The sequence below is a fragment of the Novosphingobium lentum NBRC 107847 genome, from assembly GCF_001590965.1.
In the GTDB taxonomy this organism is placed as follows: Bacteria; Pseudomonadota; Alphaproteobacteria; order Sphingomonadales; family Sphingomonadaceae; genus Novosphingobium; species Novosphingobium lentum.
Window position 1 is genome coordinate 73575 of the sequence record NZ_BCTW01000018.1, and the last position, 24240, is coordinate 97814.

A 24240-nucleotide genomic window follows, 5' to 3' on the forward strand; every position below is an offset into this window, starting at 1 on the left:
GGGAGTCCTTCAGTTGAGGCCGTAGCCAAGCTGGCGCCCGGCGAGGTCGAGCAGGATTTCTTCGGAGCCGCCGCCGATCGCGACCACCCGCACTTCGCGATAAATGCGTTCGGTCAGCGTGCCGCGCACGAAGCTGGCGCCGCCGAGCACTTGCGCCGCCTCGCGCAGCACTTTTTCGAACATCTGCGTCGCCTGCACTTTGAGCAGCGCGATATCGGCGGCGACCTCGCTGCCGCGATCGAACTGCCACGCGCACAGGTCGGTCCAGGCTTGGGTCGCGTCGATGTGGCGTTTCATGTCGGCCAGTTTTGAGCGGATCACCGGATGCGCGCCCAGCTTGCTGCCGAAGGTGACGCGGGCGTTGGCCCAGTCGACCGCTTCCTCGTGCGCGATCCGCGCGAACGCGGTGCACTGCTGCGCGGCCTGAATGCGTTCCCAGTTGAAGTTGCGCAAGATCGGCTTGAAGCCCTTGTTCTCCTCACCCAGCAGGTTTCGCGCCGGCACGCGCACGCCATCGAAGTGGAGTGTGGCGGTATCGCCCGAATGCCAGCCCATCTTCTTCAGCGAGGTGCGCGAAAAGCCTGCGCTGTCCGCTGGGATCAGCAACATCGATATGCCGCCCATGCCCGCACCGCCCGTGCGCACCGCAGTGACGAAATAATCGCCGCGCATGCCGTTGGAGATGAACGTCTTGGAGCCATCGACGATGAACTGATCGCCATCGCGCCGCGCGGTGGTGCGCAGCGCGGCGACGTCCGATCCGCCCGATGGTTCGGTCACCGCGATGCCGATGATCGTGCGGCCCGCGATCACTTCGGGGACGATCGCGCGGGCCAGATCGGGGTCGCCATTCTCGATCAGCAGGGGCATCGCGACCATGTGGGTGAACAGGCCCGATTGCACGCCGCCCGCACCGCACCGCGCGGTTTCTTCGACCAGCACCAGCTTGTGGAAGCTGTCGATGCCGTCCGACGTGCCGCCGAACGCCTCGGGGAAGCCGAGGCCCAGCAGCCCCGCCGCGCCGGCTTTCTCCTGAAAGCTGCGCGGAACGATGCCGGCGTCCTCCCACGCATCGACATGGGGCAGCGCCTCGCGCGTGATAAACGTGCGCACGCTGTCGGCCAATGCCTGATGCGTCTCGCCATAATACGGCGAATTGCGCCGCCAGGCGTCGAAGCTGTTGGTTGCCATTCGCGGCTCTCTCCAGCGCATGTCGCGCTTTTATTCGCTAGCACACTTTAAACCAGCGTGTTAATTCCAGGTCAAGCGGGAGAGCACAAAATATGCTGACGATCTATGGCACCAAGCCGAGCCGGGTGGCGCGCTGCCTGTGGGCGCTGGAAGAACTGGGTCTGGCCTATACCCAGGTTGCGGTGCCCGACAGCAAGGCGCCTGCGTACCTCGCGCTCAACCCGATGGGCAAAGTGCCGGTGCTGGTCGATGGCGATTTCGTGCTGACCGAATCCGTGGCGATCACGGCGTATCTTGCCTCGCTGCAACCCAGCGAACTGCTGCCCTCCGCCCCGCGCCTGCGCGCGCGGATCGACCAGTGGTCGAGCTGGGCGATCACCGAGGTCGAGTTCCATTTCACGATCATGGTCCGCGAAATCCGCCGGGCCGGGCAGGCGGGCGAGGCGCCCAATGGCGATGTCGTGGCGACGTGCCTCGCCAACGTGGCGGTAACGCTCGGCGCGCTCGAAACGCATCTGGCGGCGGGCAACGCCTATGTCGCCGGGGACGGCTTTACGATCGGCGATATCAACACCGCGTTCCCGATTTCCGGGATCGCGCCGCGCATCGACATGGCGCCGTTTCCGCTGATCGCCGATTGGCTGGCGCGCTGCACTGCGCGGCCCGCGTTCCTGCGGGTGCAGGCGATCGACGAGAGCGGGCTCGCCACCATCTGACAACCGCGCATTTGACGGGAGAGCAAGCGCCATGAAAATCGCGACGATGACGACCTCGCCGCAGCAGGCAATCGCCAAGTCGGCTGAATGGGAAGCCGACGGGTTCGACGCGATCTTCACCAACGAGTCGAAACACGATCCGTTCGTGCTTTCCACGCTGGTGGCGGACCGGACCAGGACGGTCGAGATCATGACCTACATCGCGGTGGCGCTGGCGCGCACGCCGATGCTGGCCGCGGCGTCGGCCAACGATCTCAACCAGATTTCGGGCGGGCGGTTTACGCTGGGCATCGGCTCGCAGATCAAGCCGCATATCGAACGGCGTTATGGCATGCCGTGGTCCAACCCCGCGCCGCGCATGCGCGAATTCATCCAGGCGATGCACGCGATCTGGGATTGCTGGCATGACGGCAAGCCGCTGAAGTTCGAGGGGCGGTTCTACAACCACACGCTGATGACGCACATGTTCACGCCGGTGGAGCACCCGTTCGGGCGGCCGCTGGTGGGACTGGCCGCTGTGGGTCCGGAGATGACCAAGGTGGCGGGCGAAGTGGCCGACGCGCTGCTGTGTCACAGCTTCACCTCGCCCAAATACTTGCGCAGCGTGACGCTGCCGCTGGTCGAGGAATCGCTGGCGACACACGGGCGCGACCGGGCGAAGTTCCGGCTGGTCGGCATGCCGTTCATCGCCTCGGGCGAAACGGACGAGGAACTGGAAAAGGCCGTGGCCCACGCCCGCGAATCGGTGGCGTTCTATTGCTCGACCCCGGCCTATGTCGGCGTGCTCGAGGCCGAGGGGTTCGGCGACATCCACCCCGAAATGCTGCGCCTGTCCAAAGCCGGCCAGTGGGCCGACATGGGCAAGCTGGTGAGCGACGAGATCCTCAACACCTACTGCGTGGTCGGCAAACCGGCCGAGGCGGCGGCGGAGATCGAGCGGCGCTATGGCGGGATCTTCGACATGCTGTGCGGCTATTCGGGGCAGGGACCAGGCATGCCCGACCCGGTGATGCGCGCGTTCAAGGCGCAGCGGACATCATAGAAATGCGATCCCCCGCGACGGCGGGGGCCTCAGGCGGTTTGGAGTTCAGTTGCGGCTGAATGCCTATGCTCCCCGCCTTCGCGGGGACGCACTCAGAGACAAATTCTTGGTCTGATGCGCTCACCCGATCTCGGCAGTGCAGCGATCAAGCACGACGGTGTTGTCGCGGTTGGGCACCACCGCGCGGAAGCGCACCGTACCCGATCCCGAACCCCAGAATTCGAAACGGAGCAGGTCGCCCGGCAGCACGGGTCGGGTAAAGCGCACCGCCATCGAGCCCAGCAGCCGCGCATCCATGCCGCAGAACTGGCGGATCAGCGCGTAACCCGCCATGCCCTTGGTCGCGAGGCCGTGGAGGATCGGACGGGGGAAGCCCGCCACGGTCGCCACGGCGGGATCGATGTGCAGCGGGTTGAGGTCGCCCGACAGGCGATAGATCAGCGGCTGGATCTCGGTCGCCTGAACCTCCAGCGTGGAGTCAGGCGCGGTTTCGGGCAGCTTGGTCAGTTCGGTGGGCACATCGCCGAAATCGCCGCAGCCGCCGTCGGCGCGCAGCATCAGCGTGTTGGTGACGGTGGCCAGCTTCTCGCCGGTTTCGGCGTTGCTTACCACCTTGCGCTGGTGGAGCATCGCGCCACGCTCGCCCATGTCGCGCAGGCCCATGATGTGGTGGCTGGCCGTGATGTTGCCCTCCGGTGGCAGCACCGCGTGCATTTCCATGCGCTGTTCGGCGTGGAGCAGCTTCTTCCAGTCGACGCCGTATTCCTCGCCCCGGATCCACATGCCGGGATGGCCCAGCACGTTGGCCAGTGTTGGCATCGCCTGCAGCCCGTCCTCATAGAGAAACCGCAAGTGGCCGGCGTCTAGCGGTTCAGCGCCGAAGCCCACGCCCAGCGCGTACAGGATCGTGTCCTTGAAGGTGTAGGTCTGCGTCGTATCGGGGAAGGCGCGGTTGATGATGGCGTCGCGGTTCATCGGTGTCTTGCTCTCAGTACGATTTGGGCAGCCCAAGGACCTTTTCGCCGATGAAGTTCATGATCATCTGCTCGGTCACCGGGGCGATGCGCAGCAGGATCGATTCGCGGAACAAGCGCTCGACCTGGTATTCGCGGCTGTAGCCCATGCCGCCGTGGAACATCACGGCGCGGGTGCAGGCATCGAACGCGGCGCGCGCGGCGAGGAACTTGGCGGCGTTGGCCTCGGCACCGCACGATTTCTTGGCGTCGTACATCCAGCCTGCGCGCATCACCATCCAGAACGAAGATTCCAGCGCCATCCAGCTTTCCGCGAGCGGGTGCTGGATGCCCTGATTCATGCCGATCGGGCGGCCGAACACGTGGCGGTCCTTGGCATATTGCGAAACGCGCGCGAGCGCGCCCTGGCCAAGCCCGACCGCTTCGGCGGCGACGAGGATGCGTTCGGGGTTGAGGCTGTGGAGGATGTAGTTGAAGCCCTTGCCCTCCTCACCGATCAGGTCGGAATCGGGCACGAAATAATCGTCGATGAACGTGGCGTTCGAATCCACCGCGTTGCGGCCCATCTTGGGGATGCGGCGCACTTCGATCTGGGAATGATCGAGGTCGGTGTAGAAAAAGCTCATCCCGTCGGTGGGCTTCTTGCACTGATCCTTGGGTGTGGTGCGTGCCAGAATGACGATCTTGTTGGCGACCTGGCCGGTCGAGGTCCAGATCTTGCGCCCGGTGATGCGGTACCCGCCATCGACCTTGGTCGCGAACGTCTTGATGCTGGTGGTGTCGAGGCCCGCGTCGGGTTCGGTCACGCCGAAGCATGCCTTGTCGGTGCCAGCGATCAGGGGCTTCAGCATGCGCTCCTGCTGTTCGGGATTGCCGAACACGACCACCGCGTGCGGGCCGAACAGGTTCATGTGGATGGTGGAGGCGGCCGAATAGCCGCCCGCGCCCTTGGTCACGGTGTTCATCATGATCGCCGCTTCGGTCACGCCAAGGCCCGCGCCGCCGAGGTGTTCGGGCATGGTGATGCCCAGCCAGCCGCCATCGGCCATGGCCTTGTGGAATTCGTGCGGAAATTCACCCGTCTGGTCGAGCTTCGACCAGTATTCGTCGCCGAATTGCTCGACGACTTTGGCCACACCCTCCTGGACCGATTTCTGGGTGTCGTTAAGTTCCATTTCCATGTGCGTGCCCTCAGCGGAAAAGTTTGCGGCTGATGATTTCACGCATGACTTCCGACGAACCGCCGGCGATCTTGCGAATGCGTGAATCGATGAATGCGTGTGCGATCGGGTATTCCAGCATGTAGCCCGCGCCGCCATAGAATTGCAGGCATTCGTCGGCGATTTTCCACTGGAGTTCGCCGACCAGCATCTTGGCCATCGCGGCGGTCTCGATGTCGAGATCGCGGGTGCAGGCCAGTTCGACGCAGCGATCAACGAACACCTGCATCGCCTGCGTCTGCGCGGCCATTTCGGCGATCTTGAAGCGGGTGTTCTGGAATTCCGCCACCGCCTTGCCGAAAATCATGCGGTCCTTGGTGTAGGCGATCGTCTCGTCCAGCATGAACTTGCACATGCCGACGGCGTGGACCGCGATCGACAGGCGCTCCTCGGCCAGGTTGTGCACGGCGATGGCCATGCCTTGGCCTTCTTCGCCAATGCGGTTGGTCACCGGCACGCGCACATCGGAGAAGAACAGCTCGGACGTGTCCTGCGCCAGCAAGCCCAGCTTTTCCAGGTTGCGCCCGCGCGCAAAGCCGGGGCGATCGGTTTCGACGATGATGAAGGTCATGCCGCGCGCACCGGCCGCCGGATCGGTCTTGCACGCCAGCACGACGATGTCGGCCAGCTGGCCGTTGGAGATATAGGTCTTCTGGCCGTTGATGACGTATTCGTCACCGTCACGGACCGCCGACGTCTTGATCGCCTTGAGGTCGCTGCCCGCGCCGGGTTCGGACAGGCCGAGCGCGACGATGCATTCGCCGTTGACCATCTTGGGCAGCCATTTGTGCTTCAGTTCGTCGCTGGCGAAGTTGAGGATATAATTGGCGGCCATGTCCGAATGGACGGCAAAGCCCGGTCCGGTCGCGCCGGCAAAACCCAGCTCTTCGGTGAACACGGCGTTGTATTTGTAATCCGCGCCCGCGCCGCCGAATTCCTCGGGCGCGTTGGAGCACAGGAAACCGGAAGCACCGGCCTTGCGCCAGACTTCGCGGCTGACGACGCCGTCTTCCTCCCACTGGCGGTGGTGGGGCGTGACTTCGGCGGCGATGAACCGGCGCACGGCATCGCGATACATCTCGTGCTCTTCGCCGTAGACGGGGCGGGGGATGGTCTGCACTTCAAGCTCCAATCAGCCGGCTACCGGCAGTTAGTACATCAGTTTACATAAAGTCAATGCTGCGGTATGCTGCAAGATCAGGCGATTCCGCGGCCGGTCAGGCCGCCGTGGTTTTCCTGACCCTCGAAACCGTAAGGTGCGTAACGACCGTTGAGAAACACCTCGAACTGCGCGCGGCCGTTGTGGACGGTGCCGTCGGGCGCGGTCAGCGTCACGGCGGCAAGATGCTCGACCCCGAAAACGGTCCGCGTCTCGCCGTTGCCGGGGAAGGTGTGCTGGCAGGGTTGCTGCGAAAAATCGAACTCGTCCCATTCCAGCGCGGGGCTGCGCCCGTGCCAGGTGTGGATCGTGCCGCCATCGCTCCATGCGCCGACATGGTAGCCGATCTGGCCCAGCACGTGCGGCGGATGGCGCACATCGAGCGCGAGCGACCACTGGCTGCCGTTGGCGTCGGTAAGCGTGACCGTGCCATCGGTGACCGATCGCGTGCCGGGGCGCCAGTTGAGCTTGTGGTCGTAATCGGTGAACGCGATCTTCTCGCGATGTCCTTCGTCACCCGGCCAGCCGAAATCGACCGAACCTTCCAGCGGGATGCCGAATGCGTCGTTAAGCCCGTCGCGCTCGCCGTTCGGGCCTTCGTGGAAGTGGAAGTAGGCCGACAGGTTTTCGCACTCGACGAAGCAGGAAAACCGCAGCGCGCGCGGCGTTCCAGCCGGCTCGACCGGCGGCAGGAATTTCGGCGCGGCGGCGAGCGGCGGGCGGCTTTCGTAAATGCCCCACGACCGGTCGCGCGAACCGCCCCACGGCGCATCCTCGGGCATGTCCCAGCGCTGGTCGCCCACCTGCATCCAGCCTGTGGCCTGACCGACCTGGTGGTAGCGGCTCTGGTCGGTGGCAAGCCGCCCGGCGCGCACCGCGCGGTGGTGCGCGGCGAGATGGCACGGCGAAAGTCCGCGCCACAGGATATCGAATGCGATGCCCGATTCGTTGGGTTCGCAGATCAGCCGGATCGCCTTCAGCGGCTCGACGAACTCGAACCTCAGCGGGCCGACTGCGACATCGAAATCGGGGCGCCAGATCCGGCTCAGCCGGACGGCACGCTGCACCCCGCGCACGTTGGTGTTGGCATAACCGCCGATCATGTTGCTGTTGGGGGCGATGCGCATGCCGGTCCACACAGATGCGCCGGTGTCGAGATCGTAGGCGAGGAAATAATAGCCGTCGTCCCACGCCGGATCGGAGTTGGGAATGTACGACATCGGATAGGGCGTCGCGTGGAACGGATATTCGTCCAGCGGCGTCAGCGCCATCTTCTCGAAATCATGTTCGGCCATGCCATCTTCTCCCGGAAGGGTCGTGCGGATCGCAGCGCGTTTGACACGCCCGCCGTTGACACTCCCAATGCCGTTCAATAAGCGGCGTTCGATATAGTTTGCAATATGACAATTCGCATCCTTTCTAATTTGGGGTGCGGGACAAACAGTACAGGCAGATGGAGGGCTCGATGGGCATTTGCGAAGGACGGGTTGCGATCGTTACGGGGGCCGGGCGCGGCGTGGGCAAGGCCTATGCGGTGAAGCTGGCAGCCGAAGGCGCGAAAGTGATCGTCAATGATCTGGGCGGAGACGCGGCGGGCAACGGCGTGGATCTTTCGCCGGCGCAGGAAGTGGTCAATGAAATCCGCGCCGCCGGTGGCCAGGCCGAAGTCAACGGCGCCGACGTTTCCGACTGGACCCAGTCGCAGCAGATGATCCAGCAGGCGATCGATTCGTTCGGCGGGCTCGACATCCTGATCAACAACGCCGGGATCCTGCGCGACCGGATGATGGTCAACATGACCGAGGAAGACTGGGATCTGGTGATCCGGGTCCACCTCAAGGGCACGTTCGCGCCCAGCCACCACGCCGCCAACTATTGGCGGCTGGAAAGCAAGGCCGGGCGCCAGCGCGATGCGCGGATCATCAACACCAGCTCCGGCTCGGGCCTGTTCGGCAATATCGGCCAGACCAACTACGGCGCAGCCAAGGCGGGCATCGCCTCGTTCTCGATCATCCTGGCGCGCGAACTGTCGCGCATCGGCGTGACCGTGAACGCGCTGGCCCCGCGCGCACAAACGCGCATGACCGAAGGCTTGCGCGAAGTGACCGGGGAAATGCTGGAACGGCGCGACCCGGAATGGATCGCCGCGCTGGTCACGTTCCTTGCCAGCCCCGCCGCCAAGGATATCACCGGGCGCGTGTTCGCCGAAGTCTGGGGCTTTGGCTATACGGTCGGCGACGGCTGGAAGCACGGCCCTCGCGCCACGGCATCGCGCGATGCCGCCGGCGTCGAGGAATCGCTGCGCCATGCCCTCGCCGCCGCCGGATACAACGCCGGGATCGAGCGTGACACGTTCCTCAACCCCTGAGGCTTCAACCCCTGAGGCTTCAACCCCTGAGGCTTCAACCCCTCAGGCCTCAACCCCTCAGGCCTCAACCCCCAATTGTCGGATCGCCGACTGAGTGACTGGTTCCAAAACCCGAGGAGAGTTTCCGATGCGGATCGTGCGCGCCCATGAATTCGGCGGAGTCGACAAGCTAGTGCTCGATACGATCGATGCACCTGCACCCGGCCCGGGCCAGGTGCGGATTGCGGTCAGGGCGATGGGGGTCAATCCGGTCGATTGGAAGCTGCTCAGCGGCAAGGCACCGGTGCTGCCGCCGCTGCCGCTGGTGCCGGGCGGCGACGTTGCGGGCGTGGTCGATGCGGTGGGTGAGGGCGTGACCGGGTTTGCGCGCGGTGACCGGGTGTTCGCGCATCCCGGCCTGACCGGCGGTTATGCCGAATCCATCGTGTTGGTCGATGATATCGTTGCGCCGATCGGCGGCGACATCACGTGTCCGCAGGCTGCCGCGATCCCGCTGGTGGCGCTGACCGCGTGGCAGGCATTCGCCGCCGATGGCCGCGATCTTTCGGGGCTGAAAGTGCTGGTCCACAATGCGGCGGGCGGAGTGGGCAGCGTTGCGGTGCAGATCGCCAAAGCACGCGGTGCCCACGTCATCGGCTCGGCATCGGATGCCAACGCCGAATTCGTGCGTGGGCTCGGCGCCGATGAGGTGGTCGATTTCCGCAACACCTCGCCAGGAAGCATGGCGCGCGACATGGACGTGCTGCTCGATCTGGTCGGCAATTCGCTCGAATCGGGGCTGTGGGCGCTGGTCCGCGAGGGCGGCTCGGTGCTGCGCGTCGCGGGCGGGGCGACCGCGCCGGCCGAAGAAGTTGTCGATGGCGTGCGCAGTTACAAGGTGCGGGTGAGGCCCAACGGTGCGCAGTTGCGCGAGCTTTCGGCGATGATGGATCGCGGCGAATTGCGCGCCGACATCGCCGCCACGTTCCCACTGGCCGCCGCCACCGACGCACTGCGCCTCAGCATGGTCGGCCACACGCGCGGCAAGATCGTGCTGACGGCAGATTGACCACAAAAAAATCACGCTTTCCCGGTTGCGAAAAAAGTTCGGTTCCTTACTATATGCGGGCACATAGGTTGAAATCGACCGAATTTGGGAGAGAATCGCGATGGCCCTGTACGACCGGGACCCCGCTTCGCTGGTAGTGGCCGATCCTGCCAAGGGATCGTTTCGCGTTCACCGCGACGCCTATCGCAGCGCCGAGGTGTTCGAGCGCGAGAAAGAGCTGATCTTCGGCAAGTGCTGGCTGTATCTCGGCCATGACAGCGAGCTGGCGAAGAAGGGCGATTTCCATGCGCGCCGGGTCGGTGGCCGCGACATCATCTTCAACCGCGACAAGAACGGCGCCGTCGGCGCACACTACAACACCTGCACCCACCGCGCCGCCAAAGTCTGCCGCGAACGCACCGGCAATGCCCGCACGTTCACCTGCCCCTACCACGGCTGGGTGTTCAATTCGGAAGGCAAGCTGGCCTCGCAGAACGCCAAGACCGGCTACCACGACGACATCAATGCCGACGGCCACCTCGATTTGCGCAGCGTCGAACGGCTGGAGGAATATCGCGGCTTCTGGTTCGTCAACTTCAATCCCAAGGCGATCAGCCTTTACGATTACCTCGATAACGCCCGCGACGCGATCGACGCGCTGATGGACCAGACCGAAGCCAAGCAGGTGATCCTGTCGGGCGAGCACACGTATTCGATCAACGCCAACTACAAGCTGCTGTGCGAGAACAGCTACGATGGCTACCACCTGTTCCCGGTGCATGCCTCGTACTTCGATTTCCTGCGCGACCAGCTGGAGGGCACGCCCGCTGCGGCACTGATCGACCAGACGCTGGCCGATTACACCACGATGGGCGCGGTGCGCGCATTGGGCAACGGGCACGCCATCCTCGACAGCTATGTGCCTACGGGCCGCCCGGTAGCGCAGTGGCTGCCCTCGTTCGGCCCCGAAGTGAAGCCCGAGATCGAGGGCAAGTATGCCCGGCTGGTCGAAAGGTTCGGCGAGGAGCGCGCCAACTATATTGCCACCACGCAGAAGAACCTGGTGATCTTTCCCAATCTGGTGATCAACGACATCCTGTCGGTTACCGTGCGGATCATCGAGCCGGAGAGCGAGAACCGCATCCGCGTCACCGCCTGGGCAATGGGCCCGACCGACGAGAGCGATACCTTGCGCGCGATGCGGCTCGACAATTTCGTGTCGTTCCTCGGCCCGGCCGGGTTCGGTTCGCCCGACGATATCGAAATGCTCGAACTGTGCCAGACCGCAGCCAGTCACACGCCGGTGGAATGGAGCGAGATTTCCAAGGGCTTCGGCAAGTCCGAAGACCCGTGCCACGCTTCGGGCGCGCCCGACGACGAGATCCAGATGCAGGCCTACTGGACGATGTGGGACCGCGTGATGAACGGCAAGATCAAGCTGGAGGTGGAATAGTTCGATGGTGATGACCCGCACCGAGGCCGAGGACGTCCTGTTCCACGAAGCCGAACTGCTCGATGCCTGGGAACTGATGGACTGGGCGGCGATGTACACGCCGGACTCGCTCTATGAAGTGACCTCGCCGGCCTGCGCCGATCCTTACGGAGCCGATGCAGCCAACACGCTGTTCCTGATTTCGGACAAGTACGATCGCATCACCGGCCGCGCCAAGCGGCTGATGAAGAAGACGGCGCACGCCGAATATCCGCACTCCAAGACCCGCCACATGGTCAGCAACGTCCGGGTGACGGGCGGCGAGGGCGACGAGACGAAGTGCCGCGCCAACTTTGCGGTCTTTCGTACCAAGGAAGACAACAGCACGATCTACATGGGTGAGGCGTTCTTCACGATCGCCGGATCGGGCACCGATGCCCGCATCCTGCACAAGCGCTGCGTGCTCGATCTCAACAGCCTGTACAACCAGGGCCGGCTGACGATTATCCTCTGACTTCGCATTTTGGGAGGGCACGGCAATGGCCGTCGATTTTCGCTACCGCAGGCTTGGCTACCTTACGCTCAACGTCACCGACATCGGCAAATCGTCGGCGTTCGCGACCGATGTGTTCGGCATGGACGCCGCCGGGGAAGGTGAGGGCGGCGCGCGCTTTTTCCGCACCGGCCCGAACCACCACGACATCATGCTCGTTCCCGCCGAAAAGGCTGCTTTCGCGCGATCGAGCTGGGAACTTGAGAGCGAGGACGATCTGGACCAGGCGCTTGCGCATTACCAGCGCATCGGGCTGGCGCCGCAGCTGGTCCCGCACGACGAAGCCGCCTCGCTCGGGCTGGAGCGCGCGTTCCGCATCGTCGAGCCCAAGCTCAACACGATCTGGGAATACTATGCCCGGATGAGCTACACTTCGGTGCCGCGCAAGAACACGCTGACCAAGTTCCAGGGCGGCAAGCACTACGGATTGATCACGCCCGACTGCAAGGCCGTGACCGACTACATGGTCGAGAACATGGGTTTCCTAGTGTCCGACTATCTCGAAGGCTGGGGTGCCGCGCTGCTGCGCGCGTTCCCCAATCCCAACCATCACAGCTTCGCGCCGCTGGGCTTTCCCGCGCCAAAGCCGATGTTCCACCACCTTGCCTTCATGGTCGAGGAGATCGATGACATCGGCAAGCTGTTCAACCGGATCAAGCGCTTCGATGTGCAGATCCAGTTCGGCATCGGCCGCCACCCGACCTCGGGCAGCATCCACCTGTATATCTACGATCCCGATTACTTCGTGTGGGAATATACGCTGGGGATGGAGCAGTTTCCGGAAACCGGCGCGCGCGAACCCCGGCGGATGTCGTCCGCGCCCGAGAACCTCGACCTGTGGGACGCCAGGCCCGACACGCAGCACGCGGCCAAATTCCCTGGCCTGGTCACGGGCTGAGCCGGGATATGGGTACGCTCGAAGGCAAGATCGCGGTCGTCACCGGATCAGCACGCGGCATCGGCAAGGCGATCGCCACGCGGCTTGCGCGCGAAGGCGCGGCGTTGATGATTTCGGACATCAACGGCGACGGACTGGCGGCGCTGTGCGCCGAGCTTGAGGCAGCGGGTTCGCCCGGGGCGGTGCATCATGCCGCCGATCTCAGCGCGGAGGACGGCGCGCAAGCCTTGCTCGCCGCGACCGTGGCGACGCACGGCCGCTGCGACATCCTCGTCAACAATGCCGGCGGCGGGGTGATCCGCCCGTTCCTTGAGCATACCGCCGAAACGCTGCGCCAGACGATCGACCGCAATCTGTGGACCACGATCTGGTGCACGCGCGCGTTCCTGCCCGCGATGATCGCGCGGCAGGCGGGGCGCATCATCAACATCGGCGCGGATTCGGTGCATACCGGCACCTACAGCCACGCGGGCTACAACGCGGCCAAAGGCGGCGTCCATGCGATGATCACCGGTCTGGCGTTCGAGTTTGCCAGGCATGGCGTGACGTTCAACGCGGTGTCCCCCGGTGGCGTGCTGACCGAGGACTTGCAGGAAATGATGAGCGACAACCCCGAGGTTCTCGCCAAGTACAAGATGAGCGTGCACCCGCGCGAGGTCGCCCGGCTCGAGATTCCGGCGCAGCGCTTTACCGAAATGCACGAAGTCGCCGCGCTGGTCGCGTTTCTTGCGGGTGACGATGCGCAGGCGATCAACGGGCAGATCCACAGCATCAACGGTGCGCAATGGATGATGTGATCGGGTCGGCGCGATGATCGTCGACTTCCACAATCACTTCATACCCGCCGCGTTTCCGGAGAAGCCGGCGGAATTGACCGAACCGGCCTGGCCGAGCCTGCGCCATGCAGCCGACGGTTCGGCTGCGACGATGTTCGTGGGCGAGGCGAAGTTCCGCGATTTCGAGACGCTGTACTGGGATGTGGACCGCCGCATCGCCGCGATGGATGCGGCGGGCACCGACGTACAGGTGATCTGCCCGCTGCCCGAACTGCTGTCCTACTGGCTTGCGCCACAGGCCGGTGCGATCCTGACCGACGCGATGAACGTGTCGTGCGCCGACATGGTGGCGCGATCGGACGGGCGGTTGCGCGGGCTGGGGATCGTGGCGTTGCAGGACGTGGGCCACATGGTGGCGCAAGTTGCAGCCATCGCGAAACTGGGGCTGTCGGGCATTTTCGTCGGCAGCCACGTCAACGGCACCTCGATCGCGGCCGAAGCGTTTTATCCAGTGCTGGCGGAGGCGGAGCGGCACGGCCTGCCGTTGTTCGTCCACGGCATCAAGCCGGGCGGGCTCGAGCGGATCGAGGGTCCGCCGCTGATGGCTGCCGTGGTCGGCATTCCCTATGAGGGCACGACTGCGCTCGCCGGATTCATGGCGACCGACATTTTCGCGCGGTTCCCCCGGCTCGACATCGTGTTCGCACACGGTGGCGGGATGATCGGTTCGGTGATCGACCGGATGGAGCTGGTCTGGCGCAAGTTTCCCGCCGCGATGCAGGGCGCGCTGACCGTGCCGCCGACGCAATACGCGCGCCGGTTCTGGTACGACACCGTCGTCTTCTCGCCTGAAAACCTGCGCTACATCGCCGACCGTTTCGGCACGGATCGCCTGCTTGCCGGCACGGACGGGCCGACCGAGATCGGTCAGACCGACCTGCCCAACTTCATTTTCGCCACCGGCCTGCCCCAGGCCGAATGCGACGCCATCCTCGGCGGCAATGCCGCTCGCCTTCTGGGACTGACCCGATGACCAAGACCGCCATCCGCCTCGACGACAAGTACACCCAGGACGAAGGACGGATATATATCTCGTCGAACCAGGCGCTGGTGCGCCTGCCGATGATGCAGCGCCAGCGCGATCTGGCCGCCGGACTGAACACCGCCGGCTATATCACCGGCTATCGCGGATCGCCGCTGGGGGTTTACGACAGCAACTTGTGGGCTGCGTCCGACCTGCTCAAGGAAAACCACATCCGCTTCCAGCCGGGCGTGAACGAGGAGCTGGCGCTCACCTCGATCCGCGGCACGCAGTGGCTGCATTATTACGAGCAGGCCAAGTACCAAGGCATTTTCGCGATCTGGTACGCCAAGAACCTGGGCGTCGATCGCGCGTTCGAAGTGATGCGCCAGGCCAACCTTGAAGGCAGCGCCAAATACGGCGGCGTGCTGGTGATCGGCGGCGACGATACCGGCGGCAAGTCGACCGTGACCGCGACCTCGTCCGACCCGGTGTGGAAGGCGGCGCTGATGCCGATCCTGTACCCGTCGAACACGCAGGAATATCTCGATTTCGGGCTGCTCGGCTGGGCGATGTCGCGCTTTGCCGGGGTCTATACCGCGTTCAAGGTGGTGACCGACACGATCGAGCGCACCTCGACCGTCGATCTGTCCAGCTCGCAATCGCTGCCGGTGATTCCCGATTTCATGATGCCGCTGGGCGGGCTCAACAAGATCAAGGGCGATATCTTCCCGCTGCCGATCGAGCGACGGCTGGTCGAATACAAGCTTCCCGCAGCGCAGGCGTTCGCGCGCGCGAATGGCATCGACAAGCTGATCTTCGACGGCGACCGTCGCGAGCTGGGCATCGTCACCTCGGGCAAGCCCTACCTCGATGTGCGCGAGGCGTTGAGCGAGCTGGGTATCGACGATGCGCGGGCCAAGCGGCTCGGCATCCGGCTCTACAAGATCGGCATGACCTTCCCGATCGATCCCGAAGGCGCGCTGGCGTTCAGCCGCCGCCATCGCGAAGTGCTGGTGATCGAGGAAAAGAGCGCGTTCATCGAGGAACAGCTCGCCTCGATGCTCTATTCGCTGCCCGCCGACGAGCGTCCGGTGCTGACCGGCAAGCGCGAGCCTTCGGGCAAGCCGCTGGTGCCCGATTTCGGCGAAACATCGGTTCATCTGGCGATCGACGTGCTGATCGGCCGGATCGAAGCGCTGGGGCTGGCCGACGAGGTGCTGGCTGAACGGATCGCGCGCATCCGCGAAGGCCGCTCGAAAGTCCACGCGATCAAGCCGACCGGGCTGATGCGCACCGCGTTCTTCTGCTCGGGCTGTCCGCACAACAGCTCGACCCGCACGGTCGATGGTAGCCTGACCTTTGCCGGAGTCGGCTGCCACGGCCTGGCCGCGATGTTCATGCCCGACCGCCCGACCGAATGGTCGGCGCAGATGGGCGGCGAGGGCATGCTGTGGGCGGGGCTGCACCCGTTCATCGACGTGCCGCACGCGTTCCAGAACATCGGCGATGGCACGTATTTCCATTCGGGCCTGCTCGCGGTGCGAGCATCGGTCGCGAGCGGCGCGACGATGACCTACAAGCTGCTGTACAACGATGCCGTGGCGATGACCGGGGGTCAACCGCTCGACGGCACGCTGACCGTGGAATCGATGGCCAACCAGGTCTATTGGGAAGGCGTCAAGCCGGTCGTCATCGTCACCGACGAACCCGACAAGTATCCTTCCGACACGCGCTGGCCCGAAGGCACCACAATCCGCCATCGCCGCGATCTGGAAGACGTGCAGCGCGAGATGCAAGCGCATCCCGGCGTTTCCGCAATCATCTATGACCAGACGTGCGCCGCCGAAAAGCGCCGTCGTCGCAAGCGCGGCACGTTCGCTAACCCGCCCAAGCGCGTGTTCATCAACGAGGACGTGTGCGAGGGCTGCGGCGATTGCAGCAAGAAGTCGAACTGCGTTGCGGTCCAGCCGGTCGACACCGAGTTCGGCCGCAAGCGCAAGATCGACCAGTCGCAATGCAACAAGGACTTCTCGTGCCAGGAGGGGTTCTGCCCGTCGTTCGTCAGCGTCATCGGCGGTGAACCGCGCAAGTTCGGCGCGGCGTTTCGCGATGAGGAGCTGGCGTCGGTGTTCGCCGCGATCCCCGCGCCGCAGATCAAGCCGCACGATGATGTCTACAATATCCTGCTGACCGGCATCGGTGGCACCGGCGTGCTGACCGTGGCGGCGATCGCGGGCATGGCCGCGCACCTTGACAACAAGGGCGCCAGCGTGATGGACATGACCGGCATGGCGCAGAAGGGCGGCGGCGTGCTCAGCCACATCCGCATCGCGCCATCGCCTGAACAGCTCCACGCGCCGCGCCTGTGGAACCAGTCGGCCGATCTCGTGATCGGTTGCGACATGGTCGTCACCGCCAGCCCCGGCACGCTCGACATGGTCGCGCCCGACACGCGCATCGTCGTCAACACCGAAGTCGTGCCGACCGCGCAGTTCCAGTCGAACAACACGCTCAACTTCGCCTCCGACGCGCAGATCGAGCTGCTGCGCTCGGTAGTCGGCGACAATGTCGAGGGCATTTCGGCAACCGAAATCGCAACCGAGCTGATGGGCGACAGCATCACCACCAATATGTTCATGCTGGGCTATGCCGTGCAGCAGGGACTGGTGCCGCTGTCGATCGCTTCACTGGAAGAGGCGATCAAGTTGAACGGCAGCCAGGTCAAGTCGACCATGCAGGTGTTCAACTGGGGGCGCCTGGCGGCGCATGACCGGGTGAAGCTGGGCGAATACCTGGCGCGCACCGGCGTGCACAAAGTCAGCGAGCCGCTATCGCTCGATCTCGACGCGCTGCTGGCCCGCCGGATCAAGCACCTTACCGGGTGGCAGGACGCTTCTTGGGCGCAGTCGTATTCGGATTTTGTGGCGAAAGTCCGCGCTGCCGAAACCGCAGCGGGGCTGGGCGGCGATCTCAAGGTGACCGAGACGGTCGCGCGCTATCTGTCCAAGCTGATGTCGTACAAGGACGAATACGAAGTCGCCCGGCTTTACAGCGCGCCCGAGTTCCGCGAGCGGATCGAGCAGCAGTTCGAAGGCGACTTCAAGCTGCGCGTGCAATTGGCGCCGCCGCTGATCTCACGGCCGCGCAAAGCCGGCGGTGAACCGCGCAAGATCGAGTTCGGGCCGTGGATCTTCACCGGGTTCAAGCTTCTGGCGAAGATGAAGAGCTTGCGTGGAGGACTGTTCGACGTGTTCGGCAAAAGCGCGGAACGCCGCATGGAGCGCCGGATGATCGGCGAATACCGCGACATGATCGACGCGCTGCTGCCGCATCTCAACGCCGGTACGCAAGTACAGATCGCCGCGATCGCCGCGCTGCCCGACATGGTCAAAGGCTATGGCCACGTGAAGGACGAGAATGCGGTGCTGTACGAGGCGGAGAAGGCGAAGCTGATCGCAGCGCTGGATACGCCAGTGAAGGCGGCGGCTTGAACCATGCGTCGTCCCGGGCTTGACCCGGGACCTCTGGCAGGCAGGCGTCACCTCGCCAGCGGTCCCGGATCAAGTCCGGGACGACGATAGCCGCCGCCTACATCGCCGCGCTCAGCCCGCCATCGACCGTCAGCGTCGTTCCAGTGACATACGACGCGCGGTCCGACAGCAGCCATAGCGCGGCCTCGGCCTGTTCCTCGCAAGTAGCCAGGCGCCCCATCGGCACGCGCTCCTGCAGCTTGCCCGAGGCGATGAAGCCGGTGCCCTTCAGCGCCTGCTCGATCATCGGCGAGCGGGTGACGCCGGGCAGCAGCGCGTTGACGCGGATGTTGCGCGAGGCGAGATCGAGCGCCGCCGACCGCGTCATGCCGATCACGCCGTGCTTGGTCGAGGTATAGGCGAACAGGTTGGGAGCCGCCGCATCGGCATTGCGCGAGGCGCAGTTGACGATCGCGCCGCCGCCGCGCCGCTCCATCGCCGGGACTTGCGCCTTCATGCACAGCCACATGCCGGTCATGTTGAGCGCCACCGCCTTGTCCCAATCCGCTGCAGTGCAATCGTCGACCGCCGCATAGCGCACCGGGCCGCCGGCGTTGTTGAACGCCACGTCGAGCCCGTCGAACGCTGCGACGGTCTCATCGACCATATGCGTCACCGCTTCGGCCTGGGTCACGTCGGTGCGGATGAAGTGCGCGCGCCCGCCGCTCGCCAGAATTTCCGCGACAACGAAGTGCCCGCCCGGCTCGTCGATATCCGCCACCGTTACCGCCGCGCCCTCACGCGCGAACAGGATCGCGGCGGCGCGGCCGATGCCCGATGCCGCGCCGGTGACCAGCGCGACTTTGCCCGCCAGCATCACAGCAGGCGGTCGAGGGATTGAACGGTGCGCTGGCGGCGCGAACACAGCTTGCGCCATTCGATCAGCATGAAATCCTCGCCGATCAGCCCTTCCTCGAACCACGCGCGGTCGTTCTGGTAGTAATGCTGCGAGCTTTCGCGCGCCATGATGTCCTGGCTGAGGAACCCGTCGATCGCCAGCGGCAGCCACCGCGTATGGTATTCGCGGCGGAACGCGGCTTCCCCGGCCGCGTCGGCGCAGTGTTTGCCGAAGGTGATGAAGCAGCGGTGCGTGGTCTCGTCGACCGGTACGTACCATTCGAACAGCGTCACGCCGTCGTCGGGAAAGCCTTCGACCTTGAGGCAGGCGGGCATCCAGCACGAGGAATAGACCGCGCGCCGTTTGGCTGCACCGAAGTTGACGCCCTTGGCCACGGTCACGCCGTCGATCTCGGCATCGAAGAACATCTTTTCGGCCTTGAACCGGTCGATGATCCCGCGCGGTCCGTCCTCGCCGTCGATCAGTTCGAACTGCCCGCGCATCGCCGTGTGGCCCAGCGGCATCGAGCCCTGGATGTTGAGCAGCAGCGGCGATTCGCGGTGGAGGTAGCGGTGGATTTCGTCCAGCCCGCCTTCGGGACCAAGCCGCCAGTTGGACGCGACCATTCGCGCCTCGCCCTCGACCACGTTGTCATCGTCGAGGAAGTTGGGCGGGCAATCGTGCGCCAGCGGCGGCGGGGTCGCGCCCTGTTCGCCGATATAGACAAACACCAGCCCCTTGGCCTCCGAGACGGGATACGTCTCGATCTTTTTCTTGCCGATCGCAGTGCTTTCGGGGGCACCGAACACCGCGCACAAGTCGCCCGTCGCCCAGCGGAAGGTGAAGCCGTGATACCAGCAGCTGATCGTGTCGGCGGTGTGGCATTCCACCTTTTCGGACAGCCGCACGCCGCGATGGATGCAGCGGTCGCGGATGGCATAAACCGCGCCGTCGATCCGGCGCAGCAGGATGCCTTCGCCCATGATCTGGCGCAGCACCACCGCGCCTTCGCCCAGTTCGTGGCTGAAGCAGGCGACATACCAGTGATCGCGAAAACCCAGCTTGGCGGCGAAATAGGGCTGCCAGCTGGTCTTGCGCTGGAGCAGTTCGGGATCGACCAGGGGCTGCGTGGCCATGGGGCAGGTCTCCTTACTTGTGCATGATCTTCATCCGCGCGAGGCGGGCGGCGACACTGGGTTCGATGCGCGGCGGGCCGGCGGCGATCCGGGCGATCCCGGCCTGTTCGATCGCCTCGGGCGTCCAGCGGGGATAGCGGTGAAAGCTGCGCTCGATCGTGGCCATGCGCCACAGCTGGATCTCCGGCCCCTGGATTTCGAAGAACTGGCCGGTGACTTCGGCCGCCGCTGCGCTGGCCAGCCACACGACGATCGAGGCCGCCTCGTCGGCCGGAAAGCTGCCGAGATCACGCGCGGAAATGTCCCAGTCGGCCATGCCTTGAGCCTTGCGCGCGGCGCGGACTTTGTCGTGCAGCGGGCGGGTGAGGTCGGTCTCGACGATGCCGACCACGCCGTTGACGGTGATCGCGTGCGGCGCCAGTTCGCCCGCCCACGTCAGCACCGCGCCCATGCCGCCGCCTTTCGACGCAGCGTGGTTGGCGTTGTTGAACTGCCCGGTGAAGCCCCCGCCGCCGACCATGTTGATGATCCGCCCGCCGTGCCCGGCCGCGATCATGTGGCGCGCAGCGGCGCGGCTGCACCGGAACTGCGCGGTGAGCTGGGTCGCCAGCACCTCGTCCCACTGCGCGTCGGTCATGTCCCACAGCGGGGCGGACATCAGGAAGCCGGCGTTGTTAATCAGGATGTCGATGGTGCCGAATGCGGCGATGCAGGCTTCGACCAGCGCATCGCAACCGGGCGTGGTGCCGACATCTGCGATGCATGATTCGGCGGTGCCGCCTGCGTCCCGAATCGCCTGGACCGTGGCGTCGGTGGTGGCGGCGCTGCGCCCGTTGACGATCACGCGCACGCCGCGCGCCGCCAGTTCGAGCGCGATGCCGCGCCCCCACCCTCGGGCAGAGCCGGTCACCACGGCGGCCTTCCCGGCAAGGCCGAGATCGATCGATTCAAGCGGAACCATTCGGCGGACTCCGTCTCCCAAGCCTGAAAGTTAGCTGGCGCATGATAAGGATGCAATATATCTTCGCGGAAACAGTTTGGGAGAGTTCCATGGGACGCGTTGTGTTGCTGACCGGCGGTGGCCGGGGTCTCGGTCGAGTGCAGGCGCTGGCGCTGGCGCAAGCGGGGCATACGCTGCTGCTGACGTCGCGCAGCGAGGATACGCTGCAGGCCACCGTGGCCGAATGCCGTGCGCTGGGGGCTGAGGCGGATTACGTGCTGGCTGATCTGGCAGAAGCCGGAGAGGCCGAGCGGCTGGCAGATCACGCGCTGCAAAAGCATGGCAGGATCGACGTGCTGCTCAACAACGCCGGGATGGGCATCAACGAGGTGTCCAAGGACTACCTCATCAACCCGTATCGCTTCTGGCGATCCGATCGGGCGGTAATCGAACGCTATTTCGCGGTCAACGTGATCGCGCCGATGATCCTGTCGATTGCGCTGGTCGCGCCGATGAAGGCGCAAGGCTGGGGCCGGATCGTGTCCGACACGACCAGCCTCGACACCATGCTGCGCACATCGCTGTACGGCGGATCGAAATCGGCGCTGGAGGCGGAGATGGCGATCATGGCCAACGACCTCGTCGGCACCGGGGTGACCGCCAACGTGCTTGTGCCCGGCGGCGGCTGCGGTTCGCGCATGACCGACGACATGGGTCTGCCGCGCAGTGCGGTGTTGGCGCCCGAGATCATGGGGCCGCCGATGGTGTTCCTCGCCTCGGACGAAGCCGACGCGATCACGGGGCGGCGTATTCAGGCGCGGCTATGGGATGCGGACCTTGCGCCGATGGACGCCTACAAGGCGGCGAGCGACGTGATCGCGTGGACCGGGCACGGCATTCAGGGCCAGCAGCCCGCAATGACCAGCCTCAGCGCACCGGCGCGCTATCAGTGAGGGCAGATCGATGACACCATTCTGTACGGTGGCGCGCGACGGCGCGATCCTTGTCGTGACGATGAACAACCCTGCCAAGCTCAACGCGCTGGTCGCGCACGCGCATGACGAGATGGCAGGCATCTTCAACGCCTTCGAGGCCGATCCGGAATTGCACGTCGCGATCCTGACCGGCGCGGGCCGGGCGTTCTGCGCCGGATCCGACATCGCCGCCTATGTCGCGGGAACCAACCGCCCGTTGCCCCCCGCAGGCGGCGGCGGGCTCACGCACAATACCACGCTGAACAAGCCGGTGATCGCGGCGATCAACGGGCTGTGCATGGGGGGCGGGTTCGAAATCGCGCTGGCGTGCGATATATTGATCGCCGACGAGACCGCCAGTTTCGCGCTGCCCGAACCGCGCGTCGGCGCTGCTGCCTTGGGCGGCGGGCTGATCCAGCTTGCGCGCAAGATGCCGCCCAGCCACGCGATGAAACTGGCGCTGACGGGCGAGCGGATCGATGCGGCGGAAGCGTACCGGCTCGGTTTGCTCGCCGAGGTTGTTCCGGCGGGAACGGTCGTGGATGCGGCCAAGGCCATCGCTGCGAACATGCTGAAAGGTTCGCCGCTGTCGCTGCGGATCACGCGCCGGATCATGAAGCTGGCGCTGGCGGGCGCTTCGGCGGAAGAACTCGACCGCGTCGAACTGGAACTGCGCGCGCAAAGCATGGCCAGCGCGGATTTTGCGGAAGGGATGGCCGCATTCATGGACAAGCGGCGGCCGGTGTTTGCCGGCAAATAAGGCCCGGGCAGGGCGCTCGCGCAGCCCCGCCCGGTCTTGCAACGCTCACATCTTTTCGAGGATGTGTACCGCCGCGCTGGTGCCCAGACCGACGACGTGGGTCATGCCGATCTTCGCACCCTGAACCTGACGTTCCCCTGCGTGGCCGCGCAAATGCTGCACGATCTCGTACATGTTGGCGATGCCGGTGGCAGCGATGGGATGGCCCTTCGACAGCAATCCGCCCGAGGCGTTGACCGGAATGCGGCCACCGATTTCGGTCGTCTTGTCGCGCAGCAGCTTCACCCCTTCGCCATCGCCGCACAGGCCGAGGTTTTCGTAATGCTGGATTTCGACCGAGGCGAAGCAGTCGTGCAGTTCGACCAGGTCGATGTCCTTGGGATCGACGCCGGCCATGGCATAGGCTTTTTGCGCCGCCAGCCGCGTCGGGCCGTTGACGTCATGCATCACCGGGTCGCGTTCCTGCCACGGCGCAGAGGCCATCGATGACGCGCGGATACGCACCGCGCGGTCCATCAGACCCAGTTCCTTGACCTTCTTTTCCGACATCACCACGGCGGCCGCGGCGCCATCGACGTTGACCGAGCACATCAGCTTGGTCAGCGGATAGGCGATCATCTCGGCTTCCATCACCATGTCCAGCGGCGTTTCCTTGCGCAGGAACGCCTTGGGATTCATCGTCGCGTTGTGGTGGTTCTTGACCGCGACTTGCGCGAAATCGGCAAACGTCGCGCCGGAGCGCGCGGCGTATTCCATGCCCGATTCGCCGAACACCGCCGGCATCGTCGCCGAACCGAGGATGCCCTCGGTCGGGATCGAGCCGGGCACGGCGCCGCCGAGCATGCCGAGCCCAGTCATCTGTTCCACGCCGACGCACAGCACGGTGTCGAACTCACCGGCCCGAATCGCGGTCGTTGCCATGCGCACGGCAGACGCGCCGGTCGAACAGGCGTTGACCAGATTGATGATCTGCACCCCGGTCTGGCCGATCTGCTGCAGGATCTTCTGCCCGATCATCGTGGTGTAGTTGCTGCCCGAAAACACGGCTTCGATATCGTGGATGGTGACCCCGGCCTCGTCCAGCGCCTCAAGCGCGGCCTGCGCGCCCAGCTGCGCCGGCGTGCGGTGCGGGTAGCGACCGAAATCGATCATGTGGATGCCGACGATGTAGGTGTCCTGGCTCATGATGGGCGCTCCTCAGGCCGAAAGGGGTTCGAAGTGGTGGGCGATGTACGAATTGCCGTTCTTGTCCTGGCGGCCCAGCGCATCGTCGAACACCACTTTCACTCGGCGGCCCTGCTGGATGTCGTCCAGTTCGAAACCCGAATGGCGCAGCGTGCCCTTCAGCGTGGGACCGCCATCGAGATCGACCACCGCCGAAATGAACGGCACTTCCACACCGGGAAAACCGCGACGGACAATCACCGCCGAATGCAGCGTGCCTTCCATCGCGGGGCTGAACGCCTCGAGCGCATCGGCGCGCGCGCCGCATTTGCCGCAGGCCATCCGCTCGCTGTCGGGATACGTCGCGCCGCACTTGGTGCAGCGTTGCGCGGTAAGTGCTGGACGGCCCATGTCATCGACGACGATGAATGGAAATGCTGCGCGCGGCAGTTCGGTGGTGGTGGTCATTTCAGGTCCTTCGTACGCTTTCGCACCAGTTAGTAAATAAGTTCACCAAA

General features: G+C 64.9%; 22 protein-coding genes. 12 read left to right on the top strand and 10 right to left on the bottom strand.

Features of this window, described 5'->3' with window-relative positions; all coding sequences use genetic code 11:
* Positions 1 to 9 precede the first annotated feature (9 nt).
* A complete protein-coding gene (locus NL2_RS15670) occupies positions 10 to 1191 on the bottom strand; it encodes an acyl-CoA dehydrogenase family protein (protein WP_068076637.1) in 1182 nt (393 codons plus the stop codon).
* Positions 1192 to 1283: 92 nt separating this feature from the next.
* Between NL2_RS15670 and NL2_RS15675 the strand changes: the two genes are divergently transcribed.
* Together NL2_RS15675 and NL2_RS15680 are read left to right on the top strand one after the other, a co-directional pair.
* The gene (locus NL2_RS15675; protein WP_068076638.1) at positions 1284 to 1907 is read left to right on the top strand and encodes a glutathione S-transferase family protein; all 624 of its coding nucleotides are present in this window, start codon (positions 1284 to 1286) and stop codon (positions 1905 to 1907) included.
* Between the two features lie 31 nt (positions 1908 to 1938).
* Positions 1939 to 2949 (top strand): TIGR03617 family F420-dependent LLM class oxidoreductase, encoded by a 1011-nt coding sequence (locus NL2_RS15680; protein ID WP_084356136.1) that lies wholly within the window; start codon positions 1939 to 1941, stop codon positions 2947 to 2949.
* Between the two features lie 120 nt (positions 2950 to 3069).
* Here the strand turns inward: NL2_RS15680 and NL2_RS15685 are convergent, their stop codons facing one another.
* From NL2_RS15685 to NL2_RS15700, 4 genes are all read right to left on the bottom strand, one after another.
* Entirely contained in the window at positions 3070 to 3924 is an 855-nt protein-coding gene (locus NL2_RS15685) for a MaoC/PaaZ C-terminal domain-containing protein (RefSeq protein WP_068076639.1), read from the bottom strand.
* A gap of 13 nt (positions 3925 to 3937) precedes the next feature.
* On the bottom strand, positions 3938 to 5104 hold the full coding sequence (locus NL2_RS15690) for an acyl-CoA dehydrogenase family protein (protein WP_068076640.1): 1167 nt from the start codon (positions 5102 to 5104) through the stop codon (positions 3938 to 3940).
* A 10-nt stretch (positions 5105 to 5114) separates the two neighbouring features.
* Positions 5115 to 6263, bottom strand: a complete 1149-nt coding sequence (locus NL2_RS15695) for an acyl-CoA dehydrogenase family protein (RefSeq protein WP_245647719.1) — start codon at positions 6261 to 6263, stop codon at positions 5115 to 5117.
* A 77-nt stretch (positions 6264 to 6340) separates the two neighbouring features.
* On the bottom strand, positions 6341 to 7597 hold the full coding sequence (locus NL2_RS15700; protein ID WP_068076641.1) for an Rv3169 family protein: 1257 nt from the start codon (positions 7595 to 7597) through the stop codon (positions 6341 to 6343).
* 170 nt (positions 7598 to 7767) lie between these two features.
* Here NL2_RS15700 and NL2_RS15705 point away from each other — a divergent pair, with 170 nt between their 5' ends.
* The 8 genes from NL2_RS15705 to NL2_RS15740 all read left to right on the top strand — a co-directional run bounded on the left by NL2_RS15705 (position 7768) and on the right by NL2_RS15740 (position 17871).
* Positions 7768 to 8670 (top strand): SDR family NAD(P)-dependent oxidoreductase, encoded by a 903-nt coding sequence (locus NL2_RS15705; protein WP_068076669.1) that lies wholly within the window; start codon positions 7768 to 7770, stop codon positions 8668 to 8670.
* Between the two features lie 127 nt (positions 8671 to 8797).
* Positions 8798 to 9718: an NADP-dependent oxidoreductase gene (locus NL2_RS15710; protein ID WP_068076642.1), complete on the top strand. Its 921-nt coding sequence runs from the start codon at positions 8798 to 8800 to the stop codon at positions 9716 to 9718.
* Between the two features lie 100 nt (positions 9719 to 9818).
* The gene (locus NL2_RS15715) at positions 9819 to 11150 is read left to right on the top strand and encodes an aromatic ring-hydroxylating oxygenase subunit alpha (RefSeq protein WP_068076643.1); all 1332 of its coding nucleotides are present in this window, start codon (positions 9819 to 9821) and stop codon (positions 11148 to 11150) included.
* A gap of 4 nt (positions 11151 to 11154) precedes the next feature.
* Positions 11155 to 11643 carry an aromatic-ring-hydroxylating dioxygenase subunit beta gene (locus tag NL2_RS15720; RefSeq protein ID WP_068076644.1) on the top strand — a complete coding sequence of 163 codons (489 nt, stop codon included), beginning with the start codon at positions 11155 to 11157 and terminating at the stop codon, positions 11641 to 11643.
* Positions 11644 to 11668: 25 nt separating this feature from the next.
* The gene (locus tag NL2_RS15725; RefSeq protein WP_068076645.1) at positions 11669 to 12580 is read left to right on the top strand and encodes a VOC family protein; all 912 of its coding nucleotides are present in this window, start codon (positions 11669 to 11671) and stop codon (positions 12578 to 12580) included.
* Between the two features lie 8 nt (positions 12581 to 12588).
* Positions 12589 to 13377 (top strand): SDR family NAD(P)-dependent oxidoreductase, encoded by a 789-nt coding sequence (locus tag NL2_RS15730; RefSeq protein ID WP_068076646.1) that lies wholly within the window; start codon positions 12589 to 12591, stop codon positions 13375 to 13377.
* 13 nt (positions 13378 to 13390) lie between these two features.
* Positions 13391 to 14389 carry an amidohydrolase family protein gene (locus tag NL2_RS15735; RefSeq protein WP_068076647.1) on the top strand — a complete coding sequence of 333 codons (999 nt, stop codon included), beginning with the start codon at positions 13391 to 13393 and terminating at the stop codon, positions 14387 to 14389.
* Complete coding sequence (locus NL2_RS15740) at positions 14386 to 17871, top strand: indolepyruvate ferredoxin oxidoreductase family protein (protein WP_068076648.1); 3486 nt, start codon at positions 14386 to 14388, stop codon at positions 17869 to 17871. The genes NL2_RS15735 and NL2_RS15740 overlap by 4 nt, the downstream gene beginning before the upstream one ends.
* A gap of 97 nt (positions 17872 to 17968) precedes the next feature.
* Here the strand turns inward: NL2_RS15740 and NL2_RS15745 are convergent, their stop codons facing one another.
* The 3 genes from NL2_RS15745 to NL2_RS15755 are packed head-to-tail and all read right to left on the bottom strand — an operon-like array spanning position 17969 to position 20845.
* A complete protein-coding gene (locus NL2_RS15745; RefSeq protein ID WP_068076649.1) occupies positions 17969 to 18727 on the bottom strand; it encodes an SDR family NAD(P)-dependent oxidoreductase in 759 nt (252 codons plus the stop codon).
* Entirely contained in the window at positions 18727 to 19884 is a 1158-nt protein-coding gene (locus NL2_RS15750; RefSeq protein ID WP_068076650.1) for a Rieske 2Fe-2S domain-containing protein, read from the bottom strand. Before NL2_RS15750 ends, NL2_RS15745 begins: the two co-directional genes overlap by 1 nt.
* Positions 19885 to 19897: 13 nt before the next feature.
* On the bottom strand, positions 19898 to 20845 hold the full coding sequence (locus tag NL2_RS15755) for an SDR family NAD(P)-dependent oxidoreductase (protein WP_068076651.1): 948 nt from the start codon (positions 20843 to 20845) through the stop codon (positions 19898 to 19900).
* An 89-nt stretch (positions 20846 to 20934) separates the two neighbouring features.
* Here NL2_RS15755 and NL2_RS15760 point away from each other — a divergent pair, with 89 nt between their 5' ends.
* Both NL2_RS15760 and NL2_RS15765 read left to right on the top strand, forming a co-directional pair.
* Positions 20935 to 21777, top strand: coding sequence for an SDR family NAD(P)-dependent oxidoreductase (locus NL2_RS15760; RefSeq protein ID WP_169799528.1), 843 nt, complete (start codon positions 20935 to 20937; stop codon positions 21775 to 21777).
* Between the two features lie 10 nt (positions 21778 to 21787).
* Positions 21788 to 22558, top strand: coding sequence for an enoyl-CoA hydratase-related protein (locus NL2_RS15765; RefSeq protein WP_084356138.1), 771 nt, complete (start codon positions 21788 to 21790; stop codon positions 22556 to 22558).
* Between the two features lie 45 nt (positions 22559 to 22603).
* On the opposite strand, the gene NL2_RS15770 is transcribed toward NL2_RS15765, so the two are convergent.
* A complete protein-coding gene (locus tag NL2_RS15770; RefSeq protein ID WP_068076654.1) occupies positions 22604 to 23743 on the bottom strand; it encodes a thiolase family protein in 1140 nt (379 codons plus the stop codon).
* 12 nt (positions 23744 to 23755) lie between these two features.
* On the bottom strand, positions 23756 to 24190 hold the full coding sequence (locus tag NL2_RS15775; protein WP_068076655.1) for a Zn-ribbon domain-containing OB-fold protein: 435 nt from the start codon (positions 24188 to 24190) through the stop codon (positions 23756 to 23758).
* Between the last annotated feature and the right edge of the window lie 50 nt (positions 24191 to 24240).